The 14,777-nt window shown below is 63.0% G+C and carries 14 protein-coding genes and 1 CRISPR repeat array; of the genes, 4 read left to right on the forward strand and 10 right to left on the reverse strand.

What is annotated here, in order from left to right; all coding sequences use genetic code 11:
- Nucleotides 1-49: 49 nt before the first annotated feature.
- The gene (gene typA, locus ECTHA_RS0113455; protein WP_025282738.1) at nt 50-1,867 is read right to left on the reverse strand and encodes a translational GTPase TypA; all 1,818 of its coding nucleotides are present in this window, start codon (nt 1,865-1,867) and stop codon (nt 50-52) included.
- Nucleotides 1,868-2,052: 185 nt separating this feature from the next.
- On the opposite strand from typA, the gene ECTHA_RS0113460 reads away from it, so the two are divergent.
- The 4 genes from ECTHA_RS0113460 (at nt 2,053) to ECTHA_RS0113475 (ending at nt 3,770) form a co-directional block, all read left to right on the forward strand.
- Nucleotides 2,053-2,343, forward strand: coding sequence for a type II toxin-antitoxin system TacA family antitoxin (locus tag ECTHA_RS0113460; RefSeq protein ID WP_025282739.1), 291 nt, complete (start codon nt 2,053-2,055; stop codon nt 2,341-2,343).
- Nucleotides 2,340-2,837, forward strand: a complete 498-nt coding sequence (locus ECTHA_RS0113465; RefSeq protein WP_025282740.1) for a GNAT family N-acetyltransferase — start codon at nt 2,340-2,342, stop codon at nt 2,835-2,837. The genes ECTHA_RS0113460 and ECTHA_RS0113465 overlap by 4 nt, the downstream gene beginning before the upstream one ends.
- A gap of 154 nt (nt 2,838-2,991) precedes the next feature.
- Nucleotides 2,992-3,270 carry a type II toxin-antitoxin system TacA family antitoxin gene (locus ECTHA_RS0113470; RefSeq protein WP_025282741.1) on the forward strand — a complete coding sequence of 93 codons (279 nt, stop codon included), beginning with the start codon at nt 2,992-2,994 and terminating at the stop codon, nt 3,268-3,270.
- Nucleotides 3,267-3,770 (forward strand): GNAT family N-acetyltransferase, encoded by a 504-nt coding sequence (locus ECTHA_RS0113475; protein WP_025282742.1) that lies wholly within the window; start codon nt 3,267-3,269, stop codon nt 3,768-3,770. Before ECTHA_RS0113470 ends, ECTHA_RS0113475 begins: the two co-directional genes overlap by 4 nt.
- Nucleotides 3,771-3,851: 81 nt before the next feature.
- Here ECTHA_RS0113475 and ECTHA_RS0113480 read toward each other — a convergent pair whose 3' ends face one another.
- The 9 genes from ECTHA_RS0113480 to casA form a co-directional block, all read right to left on the reverse strand.
- Entirely contained in the window at nt 3,852-4,262 is a 411-nt protein-coding gene (locus tag ECTHA_RS0113480; RefSeq protein WP_025282743.1) for a type II toxin-antitoxin system HicB family antitoxin, read from the reverse strand.
- A 36-nt stretch (nt 4,263-4,298) separates the two neighbouring features.
- Entirely contained in the window at nt 4,299-4,481 is a 183-nt protein-coding gene (locus ECTHA_RS0113485; protein WP_025282744.1) for a type II toxin-antitoxin system HicA family toxin, read from the reverse strand.
- Nucleotides 4,482-4,653: 172 nt separating this feature from the next.
- A CRISPR array of direct repeats spans nt 4,654-8,464; the repeat unit is 29 nt; unit sequence CGGTTCATCCCCGCGCCTGCGGGGAACGG.
- Nucleotides 8,465-8,570: 106 nt separating this feature from the next.
- Nucleotides 8,571-8,861, reverse strand: a complete 291-nt coding sequence (cas2e, locus tag ECTHA_RS0113490; protein WP_419397998.1) for a type I-E CRISPR-associated endoribonuclease Cas2e — start codon at nt 8,859-8,861, stop codon at nt 8,571-8,573.
- A gap of 7 nt (nt 8,862-8,868) precedes the next feature.
- Entirely contained in the window at nt 8,869-9,789 is a 921-nt protein-coding gene (gene cas1e / locus ECTHA_RS0113495) for a type I-E CRISPR-associated endonuclease Cas1e (RefSeq protein ID WP_025280398.1), read from the reverse strand.
- 24 nt (nt 9,790-9,813) lie between these two features.
- Nucleotides 9,814-10,506: a type I-E CRISPR-associated protein Cas6/Cse3/CasE gene (cas6e, locus tag ECTHA_RS0113500; RefSeq protein ID WP_025280397.1), complete on the reverse strand. Its 693-nt coding sequence runs from the start codon at nt 10,504-10,506 to the stop codon at nt 9,814-9,816.
- Nucleotides 10,506-11,261 (reverse strand): type I-E CRISPR-associated protein Cas5/CasD, encoded by a 756-nt coding sequence (gene cas5e, locus ECTHA_RS0113505; RefSeq protein ID WP_025280396.1) that lies wholly within the window; start codon nt 11,259-11,261, stop codon nt 10,506-10,508. The genes cas6e and cas5e overlap by 1 nt, the downstream gene beginning before the upstream one ends.
- Nucleotides 11,262-11,270: 9 nt before the next feature.
- Nucleotides 11,271-12,344, reverse strand: a complete 1,074-nt coding sequence (gene cas7e, locus ECTHA_RS0113510; protein ID WP_025280395.1) for a type I-E CRISPR-associated protein Cas7/Cse4/CasC — start codon at nt 12,342-12,344, stop codon at nt 11,271-11,273.
- 27 nt (nt 12,345-12,371) lie between these two features.
- On the reverse strand, nt 12,372-13,028 hold the full coding sequence (casB, locus tag ECTHA_RS18370; protein ID WP_029762176.1) for a type I-E CRISPR-associated protein Cse2/CasB: 657 nt from the start codon (nt 13,026-13,028) through the stop codon (nt 12,372-12,374).
- Nucleotides 13,025-14,734: a type I-E CRISPR-associated protein Cse1/CasA gene (gene casA / locus ECTHA_RS0113520; protein WP_238984804.1), complete on the reverse strand. Its 1,710-nt coding sequence runs from the start codon at nt 14,732-14,734 to the stop codon at nt 13,025-13,027. Before casA ends, casB begins: the two co-directional genes overlap by 4 nt.
- Between the last annotated feature and the right edge of the window lie 43 nt (nt 14,735-14,777).

Consider the following 14,777-nt stretch of genomic DNA (forward strand, 5'->3'; position numbering starts at 1 on the left):
GGCCCTCACCCCAACCCCTCTCCCGCCAGCGGGAGAGGGGTTTTTTGGTTCAGCCCGCTGACCGTGCGGCGCGCTTGCGCTCATGCTCCAGCAGCAGCTTCTTGCGCAGGCGAATGGAAGTCGGGGTCACTTCCACCAGCTCGTCGTCCTCAATGAACTCCAGGGCCTGCTCCAGCGACAGGCGCAGGGGTGGGGTGAGGATGATGTTCTCGTCCGAGCCTGCGGCACGGATGTTGGTGAGCTGCTTGGCCTTGAGCGGGTTCACCACCAGGTCGTTGTCACGGCTGTGGATGCCGATGATCATGCCCTCGTACACCTCCTCGCCGGGGCCGATGAACATGCGACCGCGATCCTGCAGGTTGAACAGCGCAAAACCCAGGGCCTTGCCGGCACCGTTGGCGATCAGCACGCCATTGTTGCGGGGTGCCACCGCACCGGGGCGGAAGGGGCCGTAGCTGTCGAACACATGGTGCAGGATGCCGGTGCCCGAGGTGGCGGTGAGGAACTCCGTCTGAAAGCCGATCAGGCCACGCGAGGGCACGCGATAATCCAGCCGCACCCGGCCCTTGCCATCGGGAATCATGTCCAGCAGCTCGCCTCGGCGACTACCCAGCTTTTCCATGATGGCGCCCTGGTGCTGCTCTTCCACATCCACGGTAACCATCTCGTAGGGCTCTTCCTTCTCCCCGTCTTTCTCGCGCACGATGACCTCGGGGCGTGACACGCCCAGCTCATAGCCCTCGCGACGCATGTTCTCGATGAGGATGGACAGGTGCAATTCGCCCCGCCCGGACACGCGGAATTTGTCCGGATCGTCCGTTTCCTCCACCCGCAGGGCCACGTTGTGCTTCAACTCCTCCTGCAGGCGGTCACGGATGTTGCGAGAGGTCACGTATTTGCCATCGCGGCCGGCAAACGGAGAGGTGTTCACCTGGAAGGTCATGTTCACCGTGGGCTCATCCACGATGAGCGCCTTGAGGGGCTCAATGGCGGCCGGGTCGCACAGGGTGTCGGAGATGTAGAGCTCGTCCATGCCCGTGAAGGAGATGATGTCACCGGCACTGGCCTCGGGCACTTCCACCCGCTCCAGCCCCTTGAAGCCCAGGATCTGCAGCACGCGGCCATTACGGACATTGCTTTCCCGGTCCATCACCTTCACCGGGGTGTTGGTCTTGATGCGGCCCCGCTTGATGCGGCCGATGCCGATCAGGCCCTGATAGGAGTTGTAGTCCAGGGAGGACACCTGCAACTGGAACGGGCCATCCGGATCCACGGACGGCGGCGGCACCTTATCGACGATGGTCTGGAACAGGGGCGTCATGTCGCCTTCGGTCACATCATGCTCCAGGCCGGCAAAGCCCTTGAGGGCCGAGCAGTACACCACCGGGAAGTCCAGCTGCTCCTCATCGGCGCCGAGGCGGTCGAACAGGTCGAAAATCTGGTCCACCACCCAATGGGGCCGGGCGCCGGGGCGATCCACCTTGTTGATCACGACGATGGGCTTGAAGCCCATGGCGAAGGCCTTGGCGGTCACGAAGCGGGTCTGGGGCATGGGGCCGTCCACCGCGTCCACCAGCAGCAGCACCGAATCCACCATGGAGAGCACACGCTCCACCTCGCCACCGAAATCGGCGTGGCCGGGGGTGTCCACCACGTTGATGCGGTAGCCCTGCCAGTCCAGGGCGGTGTTCTTGGCCAGGATGGTGATCCCACGCTCCTTTTCCAGGGCATTGGAGTCCATCATGCGTTCCACCACCTGGGCGCGCGCATCGAGGGTACCCGACTGCTGCAGCAATTTATCCACGAGGGTGGTCTTGCCGTGATCCACGTGGGCGATGATGGCGATATTGCGAAGCTTGTCGGTCATGGGAAGTTCGGCCTTCCGGCGGGGCGGTCATTGCGGGGGTGGAGATTATACTCCCCATTGTCGGGCGGCGATATGCGCGTCATGGCATCGTGGAGATCGACATCCCCGCCGCCCCATCCAAACTGGAATGCGTTTGCCCTTTGTACTAACATTGCGTCAATTGCACTAACGCACGGAGGTCAACCATGACCGCCTCTACCTCTTCAGCGACGCGTTCCGCCCGATTGGGATTGCGCGCCACGCCCGAGCAGGAAGCCGTACTGCGCCGCGCCGCCGACGTGGCGCACAAGTCGCTGACAGATTTCATCCTCGACAGCGCCTGTCAGGCCGCCGAGCAAACTCTGCTCGACCAACGCTTGTTCATGGTCTCGGGAAGCCAGTACCAGGCCCTGATGGATTTGCTGGAACAGCCCGAACAGGCGAACGAAGGACTGCACGACCTGTTCTCACGGAAAGCCCCTTGGGAGAAGGCGTGAGCTTGATCGGCCCAGAGCCGCTCGGGGCACACCACCGACTCGAAGGCTTCGATTGCGGCAAAACGACGCTCAATGACTGGCTGGTGCGCCATGCCCAACAGGCACAAGGCAGCGGCTTGGCCAAGACCTTCGTCGTCAGCGAAGACGACCACGTGGCTGGTTATTTCAGCCTGACCGTCGGCCAGATCGACACGCTCGATGCGCCGGAGCGCATTCGCAAGGGCATGGGACAGTATCCGATCCCCGTCGTGATCCTTGCCCGTCTGGCCGTCCGCCTGCAGGATCAGGGCCGTGGGATCGGCGTCGGACTGTTGCAGGATGCCATCCGCCGCACATTGCTGATTGCCGAGCAGGCCGGCATCCGCGCGATGCTGACCCACCCCATTGGCGAAGATGCGGCGCGGTTCTACACCCGCTTTGGTTTCATCGACTCGCCGCTGCGTGAGCAGCAACTCTTGCTGCTGCTCAAGGACGCCCGCCAGTGGGTCAAGTGATCCGCACTGGGTCAAGCATCGAAGCCGTCGGCCACCCGGCGCAATTAAGACTCTCATAATCAATAGGTTACGCGCGGACAAATCAAAAGGCATTGTCAGGACAATGTCCGGACACCTACAATTGAGGCATCCAAGATCAGTCCGGAGGGGCACCATGGGCACCCTGAATCTTTCCAAGACTGAACGCATTGACGTTCGTGCGAGCACGCCAGTCAAGCAACTACTGCAGGAAGCCGCACGCGCCTGCCACAAGAATGTCAGCGAGTTCCTGCTCGACGCGGGCGTGACGGCGGCTGCGCAGACACTGGCAGATCGTCGCCAGTTCATACTGGACGATGCGCAGTGGCAGACGTTCCAGGAGGCGTTGGATCGTCCGGTGCAAAGCAAGCCTCGCCTGAAGAAGTTGCTGCGTGAACCCGGGGCGCTCGGTTGAGCAATGGCTACGCCCCCGTTCGCAAGTTGGCCGCAACGGATCAGGTCGATGCCTTTGACTGCGGCCAGGCTGCGCTGAACCAGTTCCTTCAGCGCCACGCGCTCGTCAACCAGAAGGCGAACAGCGCGCAGACCTACGTCTGCTGCCAGGGTGACGTGGTGGTCGGCTTCTACAGCCTCGCCGTAGGCAGCGTCGATCCAGAAGCGGCACCATCAAGGGTGATGAAGGGGCTGGCACGTCACCCAGTGCCGGTCATGATCCTGGCCCGGCTAGCAGTGGACAAGGAGCATCAGCACAAGGGCCTGGGCCAAGCTTTGCTCAAGAATGCCCTGCTGCGCACGGCACAGGCCGCCGACATCGCCGGTATCCGTTGCCTGCTGGTACATACCAAGGATGATGCGGCGCGGTACTGGTACGAATCCTGGGAATTCGAGCCCAGCCCGACCGATCCGTATCACTTATTCCTGATGCTCAAGGATCTCAAGAGCTTGTTGAGCTGATGTGGTTCGGCAATGCATCGTCGAGGATGGCCGCCACAGCATTTCGTCCGGAGTCCTTGTACTCGAGATACCTCGGAAAACTCATTCGGCATTACCCTCCAGCTCATGCAGCGCGGCTCGGGTCAGGAAGGCCGAGCGGCTCTTGATGCCGTGTAGACTCACATATTGATCGATCTGCTTCACCACACGGCCAGGCAGGGTGACGTTGATCTTTTCCGTCTTGCCCAGATAGGGGGTGATATCGATCTCGACCAGCCCCCACCCCCAGCCGGCGAACTCGGGGTTCTGGCGGTGCTTGGTGATATTCCCGGGCATGGGAATCGCCTTCCCCGCCGTGGCGAGCTCCTCCAGCTGGATATGCGCGACCTCGACGGCCATCTCGTAGGCCTGTTCAACAGTATCGCCTGCGGTGATCGCACCGGGAATATCCGGGAACACGATGCCAGTGGCAGTGTGTTCGTCACCCCATTCAATGGCAATGGGATATTGCATTGCTCTCTCCTGCCGAGGTGAAGTCTGTGTGCAGGGCTACTTCAGCCCGGCTTGTTTCCTGATGCTGTTGACGGTGCCGATGGGGAGATCCTTCTTCGGGTGTGGCACAGGAATCGATCCAGACCTGGTTGGATGCTTGAAGATATGATGGCTCCCCTTTATGCGGTCGAGATACCAGCCGTCAGCTTCCAGTGCCTTGATCAGGTCTCTGCTCTGCACCACCTTGCTCCTGCCCCAACACTGCCGTAGAACATACCTCTGGGGTTATATTACGTCAACGAAATGTGAATGCCTGCCTCACTCAGACAACTTATCGATCATCCGCTTGACCCGATCGGTGCATGTCTTCAGATCCACAGCGCATGGATAGCTCAGTTACCAATGAAGGGGGCAAGTCATCCCCGCGCCTGCGGGGAACGGGCGCCCTGAGCGCGGCAATATCAGTATCTGCCCGGTTCATCCCCGCGCCTGCGGGGGACGGGCTCCAATCAATACGGCAGCACAATGCGCACACGGTTCATCCCCGCGCCTGCGGGGAACGGCGGATCGCCATGATCGCTGTCTCAATGTCCTTCGGTTCATCCCCGCGCCTGCGGGGAACGGTCCACCGAGTCCATGCTGACCTCGATGAGCTGCGGTTCATCCCCGCGCCTGCGGGGAACGGACCAGCAGAGCGGCGCCAGGGGGCTTGAGGATCGGTTCATCCCCGCGCCTGCGGGGAACGGGGGCTATACAAAAAGCTGTATTTACTGCCCAGCGGTTCATCCCCGCGCCTGCGGGGAACGGTTACCCAGGCGCACCAAGAAGTGCTGGAATGGCGGTTCATCCCCGCGCCTGCGGGGAACGGATGACCGGCCTGGCGATCAAGACGGCGGGAGACGGTTCATCCCCGCGCCTGCGGGGAACGGACCAAGGCGCGTCGGCTGCTCAAAGAATCCGGCGGTTCATCCCCGCGCCTGCGGGGAACGGATGTCTTGGCACTGCTCGGGGTCATGCTCGGGCGGTTCATCCCCGCGCCTGCGGGGAACGGCCTGCCATTCCGGTTCTGGGGCATCCTCGAAACGGTTCATCCCCGCGCCTGCGGGGAACGGCAGTTCCCTGGGAACCACTGTTACCCGCTCCCCGGTTCATCCCCGCGCCTGCGGGGAACGGTGTTACTGCTGGGTGTCGAATCCCTCGTCCCACGGTTCATCCCCGCGCCTGCGGGGAACGGGGTGAGGCACAGGCGTGCCTTTATGCGCTCGCCGGTTCATCCCCGCGCCTGCGGGGAACGGTGATGTGCATTGTCCCGCTTCTTGATTTGCAGCGGTTCATCCCCGCGCCTGCGGGGAACGGAGGTAGGGCATGGCTTGGTCGGTGAAGGTAGACGGTTCATCCCCGCGCCTGCGGGGAACGGGCTTGTTGCGGGCATCGCTGCTGCCGGGTCGGCGGTTCATCCCCGCGCCTGCGGGGAACGGGGGCAACGCATCGAGGAGCGCGGAGCGCGTCCCGGTTCATCCCCGCGCCTGCGGGGAACGGCTGTGCATCGCCCTCACTGCTGCATCGAGAGTCGGTTCATCCCCGCGCCTGCGGGGAACGGAGTTTTCCACTAAATCCGTTTCGTTTACTGGACGGTTCATCCCCGCGCCTGCGGGGAACGGAGTTTTCCACTAAATCCGTTTCGTTTACTGGACGGTTCATCCCCGCGCCTGCGGGGAACGGATCGACATCGAGTTTCACCAATCGGGCGCAAGCGGTTCATCCCCGCGCCTGCGGGGAACGGGACTGGGGCGCGCCGTTTCCATAGAGAACGGACGGTTCATCCCCGCGCCTGCGGGGAACGGATGGGCACTGCTCCAGGGGGGCCGTCCACGCGCGGTTCATCCCCGCGCCTGCGGGGAACGGCTTCATGTCTTCATCCGTGAGGTCCGGGCGACCGGTTCATCCCCGCGCCTGCGGGGAACGGTCAGGTTCCTGCACTGGTTCGGTCTGTTCCTGCGGTTCATCCCCGCGCCTGCGGGGAACGGCATACACTGGCAGCGACAACACGCCATCCGCTCGGTTCATCCCCGCGCCTGCGGGGAACGGGGTATCAATGTGCGGCATAACCTGTCGGGCGACGGTTCATCCCCGCGCCTGCGGGGAACGGCGCATCAGTTCCTTCATGGCGGTGTCGATGGTCGGTTCATCCCCGCGCCTGCGGGGAACGGTCCACGCAATCAGTCTGATCCAGGGGTTCACACGGTTCATCCCCGCGCCTGCGGGGAACGGCATGGCGGAATCGACCTGACCGATGGGGAGTGCGGTTCATCCCCGCGCCTGCGGGGAACGGATCAGTAGTTTTCGCATAGCCCATCATCAGAACGGTTCATCCCCGCGCCTGCGGGGAACGGTCGATGGCGAAGTGAAATCACCCGCGCTCACACGGTTCATCCCCGCGCCTGCGGGGAACGGTGGTGATGACGTCCCAGTAGGGGCATTTGGCGCGGTTCATCCCCGCGCCTGCGGGGAACGGGCCCAGCCCATCTCCAGGGCCAGGCGTACCAACGGTTCATCCCCGCGCCTGCGGGGAACGGATCCAGCCCATCAATGATTTCACCGGTCTGCGCGGTTCATCCCCGCGCCTGCGGGGAACGGCCAATACAACGTGTCCGGGTCGCCGCCTGACGCGGTTCATCCCCGCGCCTGCGGGGAACGGAGCTGGCTTTCTTTTGCCAGCCTCAAAACTGACGGTTCATCCCCGCGCCTGCGGGGAACGGATTTCGATATCTTCGGCAAACCATTTGCGGCCCGGTTCATCCCCGCGCCTGCGGGGAACGGGATTTACCTCAACACCATCCATCCAGTACGTATGGTTCATCCCCGCGCCTGCGGGGAACGGCCCGTTTCGCCTTTGGTATGCGCTGATGAGTACGGTTCATCCCCGCGCCTGCGGGGAACGGGCGAACCCTTGATGGCCCCATGCAAAATACCCTGGTTCATCCCCGCGCCTGCGGGGAACGGGATGGTCACGTACTCACCTGCGCCCTCCCATTCGGTTCATCCCCGCGCCTGCGGGGAACGGACCCGTGAGGCGGGCCCAGCGGTCGGCCAGGGCGGTTCATCCCCGCGCCTGCGGGGAACGGGCGTTCTCATCTGGCCGGCGATGTACACCTGACGGTTCATCCCCGCGCCTGCGGGGAACGGAGGGCCAGGGCTTCCTCATGGGACATGCCCGTCGGTTCATCCCCGCGCCTGCGGGGAACGGCTGATCTATCTGTCGTGGGTCAAACATCGGCACGGTTCATCCCCGCGCCTGCGGGGAACGGCTCCAGAGCCAGGGTGAAAAGCATCTTATGGGCGGTTCATCCCCGCGCCTGCGGGGAACGGTGCCTCAACCATCGGCAGGGTTACAGGCCTGGCGGTTCATCCCCGCGCCTGCGGGGAACGGGAGGGAGTCGGTGGGCTGATCTTCGTACACATCGGTTCATCCCCGCGCCTGCGGGGAACGGAGGGCATCGAACAGATCCTCACCATCGAACCCCGGTTCATCCCCGCGCCTGCGGGGAACGGAGGGCATCGAACAGATCCTCACCATCGAACCCCGGTTCATCCCCGCGCCTGCGGGGAACGGCTTCCCGACGTCGGGTTTTTTCGCCCGGGGTGCGGTTCATCCCCGCGCCTGCGGGGAACGGCGCCAGTGGAAGAAGCTGGCCCGGCGCCAGGTCGGTTCATCCCCGCGCCTGCGGGGAACGGGCCGCCTTGCCGACAGGCCGGATGGCCTCAGCCGGTTCATCCCCGCGCCTGCGGGGAACGGGTGGGGATCATGGCACGCCAATCGCTCATGCGCGGTTCATCCCCGCGCCTGCGGGGAACGGCTCTTTATGCCATCGGCCTCATACGCCAATGGCGGTTCATCCCCGCGCCTGCGGGGAACGGGATTGAAGATGCTGATCGATGCGGAGAAGGCGCGGTTCATCCCCGCGCCTGCGGGGAACGGATGGGAACCAGAAGAAAGACGTTGCCGGTTTGCGGTTCATCCCCGCGCCTGCGGGGAACGGAACGGCGACATGGGGCGGGTGGAGGCGCTGGACGGTTCATCCCCGCGCCTGCGGGGAACGGCGCAGTAGATACAGCACCCCTCCCCCTCACACCGGTTCATCCCCGCGCCTGCGGGGAACGGTCCAGGCGGTTGCGGATCACTATGCGCACCACCGGTTCATCCCCGCGCCTGCGGGGAACGGTCCAATTGTAGCCACTTGTTTACAAAGAAGAAAATCGTTAGCGGGAATTCCACCAACGATTTTGCTTACTTTTCAAACAGACCGAATTGTTAAAGATCTCGGCGAATCAATCAGTTGACTGAGGGGGCAGAAATTTCACCAACCTTAGCCCATCATGATCGATCGCCTCACGTCGGTTGGCGCCATAAGTCTGGAACTCGAAACCGGATTCATGGTTGCTGGCCCATGCCATGGCAACGTTGCCATCCTCGGCCAGGGCGTCGACCTGCTCCCAGATCATCTCGCGTACGCGCTTGCTGACATCGCCAACATAGACGCCGGCGCGAATCTCCAGCAACCATACAGCCAGCCGGCCGCGCAGGCGCGGCGGCACCGCCTCGGTTACCACCACCAGCATCGCCATGTCATTTGCTCCGGTGTCCCTGGTCGCCGATGGATTCCGGCTCGGGAATCGCCGGTGGCATGGCCTCGGGTGCCGGAGGCGGCGGATCTATCTCGCCGGCCGCCAGCACCTCCTCGATCATCGGAATCAGGCGCTGCAGCAGTTTTGTCTGCTTGAAGGCATCACGGCAGGCAATGCGCACCTCGCGTTCAGGGGCCACCGGATTCATTTTCGCAACCCGAAAGGCCGCCGGAACCACTGTCTCGAATTTCACGATATCCGCGATATCGTAGACGAAGCTCTGGGGCTTTCCGGTATGCAGGAAACCGATCGCCGGCGCATACCCCGCTGCCAGGATCGCCGCCTCGGTGATGCCATACAGGCAAGCCGTTGCAGAAGACAGGCACTGATTGGCCACGTCCGAGGTATCCCACTGATTCGGGTCGTAGTGCCTTCCATGCCATTTGACGCCATACTGCTTGGCCAGCAGTTGATAGGTCTTGCGGACCCGGGCGCCCTCCATGCCCCGGAGTTGATCCACGCTACGCCGCGAGGGCGGAGGCTCACCAAAACGCAGCTCGAACATCTTGCGCACTACCTTCAAGCGCAGCTGCTCATCCAGCGCCAACTGCGCCTGATAGAGCAGCCTGTCAGAGCGTGCCCCACCAGGCTGACCGGCGCTGTAGAGGCGAACCCCTGCATCGCCGACCCAGATCAGCAGGGTCCCGACGACCGATGCCAGTTTGACGGCAGCATGGGAGATTCGCGTGCCGGGCTCCAGCAACAGGCAGGCCACCGAACCTACCGGAATATGCATGCGCTCGCCGTTCACCTCATCGATGACGACAAAGGCTCCGTCACGCACATCGATCTGCCCCTTGCGAATGAAGATCATCGACATGCGGTCTTTCTCGGGGATGGGTTTGAGCGGAATGTATCCCATCTCGGCCTCCTTACCGGGTGACAATCAGGGACGGCGCAACAGCAGCAACCCGCAGCCAAACGCTTTGGCTCGTCCAATGCCCTGGGCCAGTGTTTCGATCAATCGACCCGGGTCAGAGACCTCCAGCAGGCCTTCATAGTCGACGCTGGAAAAGCGGATGGATCGACCTTTTTCCTTGGGCAAGGCATGCTGACGATAGGCGCCCACTTCAGGTTCCGCCGGCAACCGAAATCCCCAGGATTCGGCGCGCTCGGCCAGCCACCCACGCGCGGCATGATCCATCGCCTCAGTGCAGGCCTGGCTGGTCCGAGCCTTGCCAGCCTCAAAGGGGTACTTGGCCGCCATCAAGACATCGGCACGCCGCCCCCGCTCACCTGCCGCCGACTTGGCCACGGTAGGGTTGGCCCGCAGGCGAAAAGCGAGTTGATCACCAACTTCCAGTGCCGGCGAAAACCGCTTGCACTGCGCCTGGAGCAAGCCAGAAACCGGGACCGGCTCGCGATCGGACAGCACATAGAACAACGGCAAACCTCGCGGTGCTCCACCGCCCTCGGGCTCTTCCATTTCCTGGCGGAACAGGAAGGGCCGTGGGCCTTGGTGATCCGGGAATAACCGCCAGAGCAGTTGATGGGCGGCATAGGCCCCAGCCCCCATGATTTCGAACAATGTCCCCCGAGAGAGGCCGTTGAGATCGACAACCACACGAGAAAGGTACATCAGCGTTCCTCCCTTGCCCGCACCACACGGCGGTATTCCACCCGCGGCCCGAACTGCCAACGGCGGCGATTCAATGGCATATCCCAGACCTCGCTGGACTCCACACCCTGGCCATTGCCGTCCAGGGCATCGGTGGCACCTTCCCAGGCATAGAGCGCGCTTTCCGGCAATCTCAGAGCCCTGCTCTCGTCACCCTCATCCTTTCCGCATAGTGGAGGAAAGCCTGAATCGAGAACATCTCGCAGCAGGGCGGAGACTTCCCGACGTGGCGCCAGTGGAGCCGCCGGTGGGCACGACTTGCGCCCCAGGTAGAGCGGGAAATGCGGTGCCTTGAGTGCCTGCTCCAGTTGTTCGAGCGTCAGCTCTGCCTGCGGTGTCAACCAGACGGCAACCGTCCAGAGCCCGTCGCAGCGGTAATCACGGCTGGAGAGGATGGTATTGATGACCCTGCGGGGTGCGCTCAATTCGTCCCGCCGGGTGCGGTAGGTCACCTTGGCCTGCGACGCCGGCACCTGCACGGTGTGGTAATCGCGCATCAAGCTGCCGGGAGAGCGCTGCTTGATGGCGATAGCGAGACTATCGCGCAGTTGGCGCTGACCCTCATCATCATCCCGACGCACCCCCAAAGCTGCGCCGAGTAGCCCGATGATGGCACTTCGCCCTGGATAAGTGGCTGTAGGGCGTGACTCGCCCACCGCCGCCTCGCCCCAGCTTGCAAGCGGCGCATAGAGCCGAAAGACCAGATACTCCGTCATGACCACTCCTTACTGCTCGATGGAGAGAAAATCGATCAGTTCAGGGAGGTTCCCCATGGCCACTTTTCCGGATAGGCATGGTTCCCGGTAGTCGGGGTCGGCGGCCACGACGAAGCGCTGCTCGGCACCTGGCCCATAGGCATCGTCGAAGGCCTGCGCCTGGCGCTCCAGACGTGTGATGGCATCCAGTGCCTGGTCCTGTCCCGAGATAGGGCGAAGAAAGGCGGCCGAGAGCGAACGCGGCTGCTGGTCGCCCTTTTCGGCCAGCACGTAGCTGGCGTGAGCGCGGGAGCCAAAACTGTTCTGCTTGCCCTTCGGCGAGGTCTTCACGGCAGCTTCCACCAGGGCCGCAATGGCGCGATCCGACAGGACATCATCCCCCTTGAGGTTATCTATCAGCTGCCGCCGATCGATACACACATAGCTGTAAAACAGGCCCGCACCAAAACCGGCCTCTCCCACGTGAGCTGCCCCTCGATGCTCGTCACCGGCATTCAGATCGTCCACGGCCGTGAAGTAGTCGTCCTCCACCTCGGCGGCATGCACGGTGATCGCGTGGGCGACCTGGCAGGCTGCATCGACGTTGAAGGCCGGAGACGCCGCCAGCATGCGGCCAAACAGTGCAATATCCACGGCAGACGGCTTATGGCGGAGCAGGTCGAGATCCTCCTGCTCCGGCGCGCGATTCTCATCGGCCAGTTTTTCGACCAGGGCATCGACGGCGGCCTGCTCCTCGGGGCCAACGTGGACCAGCTGGCTGGTTTCCAGTTCGCCCTTGGCCACATCACCGAAGACCTTGGCGATGTCCGTTGCCCAGGCGCGGGCGTCTTTCTCCTTAACGCCCTTTTCCTGCAGGCGCTTTTCCGCCTCGATACCCACGCGCTTGGTGCGCATGCCACGATGCTGCCCTACCGCCTCCTCGAATACTGCCGAGGTGCGCCAGGTGCGCTTCAGGCTCTGAGATGACACTCGCAGTCGCTTGGCACCGCCCATGATGGCGGTCTTGGGTCGCCCCAGGTCGTCACGGTTGAGGTTCGCCGGCGGATAGGCGGTCAACAGATGCAGTTGGATGAAGTGGCTCATTACTTGGCTCCCTGTGTGGTGAACGGATCACTCGTTGTCTTGTCGATAGCCGGCCGTGGCGCCGAAATAGTCATTGGCCCACACAAACCCCAGACGCCGGGTAGGTTGGGGCGATGCTCCGCCCTGATATTCACGCCACCAGAGCGCGATGTTGTCGGCGAGATGCACAATGCTGACACCACGCTTGTCGATCAGCGCCAGGGCACGGCGCAGGCGTTGCACCAGTTCCTCCGGCGTGCCCGCGGTTATCAGTTGCTGGAAGCGCAGCTCGCTCATGCACGGCTTTCCGGTTTCGCGCTTCTGCCGACCGAGACCGGCGCCAAGAGGCATCCTGGGCTGTTCCTCGCGAAGCTCAGCCACGACCAGGGCGATACAGGTCCAGACCTGCAAGCGCTGATCACGCAGGTGGTCTGGCTGTTCGTCCTGTGCCGGCAACCAGCGCCACAGGTGGCGGAACGCCTCTGTGAGCATGGCCGCCTCAATGGTGTCGCAACGTCGCAATGCCGCCCGCATCCCTTTGGGCCAGGGAGGGGCGTCGGTATGGGCCTTCAACGCCTCGGCGGAAAGCGTCAAGCGTTGCCACCAGCGCCGCAAGGCATCGGCTTCTCGACGTTCGATGGCATACAGCCGCTCGGGCACGCGTGGTGGCGCCTCTGCTGGGGGTGCGAGTTCCGTTTCACTCATGACACACTCTCTTCGGTAGTTGCCGGCTTGGCGCTCAAGACGAAGCCACCGGTCTCGGCAAATTGACGAATGACCTTGCTGCCCTTGCTGCGCCCGGCCAGAAAACTCAGCAACTGACGCCTTGCCGCCGTTGCCCGCTGCAGGTCGACGGCTTCCAGCGCACCACTCAGCGCTTGCTCCTCGAATAGGGCCAAGGCTTCATGTTTCAGCGTGAAGTACCACGCCTCAGCCACCCCGGAAGGCAGGCGCGGGGTGTCATCGACCTCCGTCAGTGCCTGCTGGAAAGCGTGCAATGCATGAAAGAAGGCACCCTGGGTGGTGTCATAGAACTGCAGGTCGATATGGCTCATATCGCCCTTGGCATCGGAAGGGCGGGCGAACCAGGCATTCTTGACCTGGGTGCGCACCATCCAGGCCACCTGGCGAGCCAATTCAGTGTACTGTTGCACCCAGCTACGCAGTCTTTCCTGCTGGGCGGGGGGCACGGCCACCAGCGGCATCTCGACGCTGTACCAGCCGCGCGGCTTCATGTTGTCCATGTCGTGGCCGAACGCCCACAAGCGGGCATGCTTGAGCAGGGCGGCGATCTCTTCGCCGAAGCGGCGCTCTTCGTCGACGACCGGCACCTTGCCTGCGATGTAATCCTGCACCACCAGAGCCGGTAGCGCGCCGCTGGTATCGGCATCGTGCAATACCAGGTTCGACCAGTGCTGATAACCCAAGCCGCCCGGCTGCCCCTTGGTGGACAGAGGGGGCTCTGAAGGTTTCTTGGGATCACGGCGGTAAGGGGTCAGCGGGTGCAGCCAGGGCCCGTCGTAGTTGGTGCCTTGCTTCTTGGCGCGGATCTGACGTACGGCGCGTGTGGTTTCCCGTCCGCAGATGTCGCAGCGACACGACGCATCCTCGAACAATAACCGGAAGCGACGGGGCATCGACCAGTAGGGATGCAGCGGATGCATGCCATCGGGCAACACTTCCGTGCCTTTCTTGTCGCTGACCCGTGTCGGTGCCATCCACAGAAACAAGGTGTCGTCATCGGCGCGTGGCACCTTCCATGTCTGCCCGGATCGCGTCAGCGCCTTGGGCGTCAGCACGTTCAACCACAGGCGAGACCACAGGCTGGCATCGGGCAATTCGGGCAGCACCAGCGTCGTCAGCGGCCCGCCTCCCCTCAGGCCGACGCGAATGCCTGCCCCACCGGCCGGTGCATTGATTTGCATGGTGAACAACGCCAACGCCGAGCAGTCTTCGCACATCGCATCGACACGCCCGCGCTTCACGAAGAAGTCGGTATTGTTCTTGACGCCGTTCGCCCCGGGGGAGTCGATCAACAGGCCGCTGACTGTGGTTTCCTTGACGTCCTTGAGTGGATCGAGGTCCTGCATGAACCGCGCTCTCTCGCCATCCAGCTCGAAGGCTGTGTTGAAAGGCGCAAAGACCCTTTCCAATTCAGCGATACTCGGCGGCTCGATAAAACGATCCAGCCACTCGCCGTGATCCTGCGGTGGCAGCGCGGTCTGCAAGAGGCCGATCAGGAACTGATGGGCGGCCCCCTGGAAATCGGCCCGGTGCAAAGCGAGATCAATCACCTCCGGGTCGGCCACCGCGCTGGGCGCACGGTAGGTGGTGGTTCCATCCCGAGTACGAAAAGGCAGCCAACATGCCGTCAATAGATTCATCGCCGTTCCTTGCTCCTCAAAAGACATGAAGGTTCATATCAATTCTTCAAGCAATAAAAATCAGAGTCAG

It is taken from the genome of Ectothiorhodospira haloalkaliphila ATCC 51935 (assembly GCF_000633935.1).
In the GTDB taxonomy this organism is placed as follows: Bacteria; Pseudomonadota; Gammaproteobacteria; order Ectothiorhodospirales; family Ectothiorhodospiraceae; genus Ectothiorhodospira; species Ectothiorhodospira haloalkaliphila.

What these genes read in the sequence shown, in the direction of transcription:
- ECTHA_RS0113480 (WP_025282743.1), bottom strand. Translation starts at nt 4,262, where the DNA reads ATGCAATATCCCATTGCCATTGAATGGGGTGACGAACACACTGCCACT.
- ECTHA_RS0113470 (WP_025282741.1), top strand. Translation starts at nt 2,992, where the DNA reads ATGGGCACCCTGAATCTTTCCAAGACTGAACGCATTGACGTTCGTGCG.
- typA (WP_025282738.1), bottom strand. Translation starts at nt 1,867, where the DNA reads ATGACCGACAAGCTTCGCAATATCGCCATCATCGCCCACGTGGATCAC.
- casA (WP_238984804.1), bottom strand. Translation starts at nt 14,734, where the DNA reads ATGTCTTTTGAGGAGCAAGGAACGGCGATGAATCTATTGACGGCATGT.
- cas2e (WP_419397998.1), bottom strand. Translation starts at nt 8,861, where the DNA reads ATGCTGGTGGTGGTAACCGAGGCGGTGCCGCCGCGCCTGCGCGGCCGG.
- cas7e (WP_025280395.1), bottom strand. Translation starts at nt 12,344, where the DNA reads ATGAGCCACTTCATCCAACTGCATCTGTTGACCGCCTATCCGCCGGCG.
- ECTHA_RS0113460 (WP_025282739.1), top strand. Translation starts at nt 2,053, where the DNA reads ATGACCGCCTCTACCTCTTCAGCGACGCGTTCCGCCCGATTGGGATTG.
- casB (WP_029762176.1), bottom strand. Translation starts at nt 13,028, where the DNA reads ATGAGTGAAACGGAACTCGCACCCCCAGCAGAGGCGCCACCACGCGTG.
- cas1e (WP_025280398.1), bottom strand. Translation starts at nt 9,789, where the DNA reads ATGGGATACATTCCGCTCAAACCCATCCCCGAGAAAGACCGCATGTCG.
- cas6e (WP_025280397.1), bottom strand. Translation starts at nt 10,506, where the DNA reads ATGTACCTTTCTCGTGTGGTTGTCGATCTCAACGGCCTCTCTCGGGGG.
- cas5e (WP_025280396.1), bottom strand. Translation starts at nt 11,261, where the DNA reads ATGACGGAGTATCTGGTCTTTCGGCTCTATGCGCCGCTTGCAAGCTGG.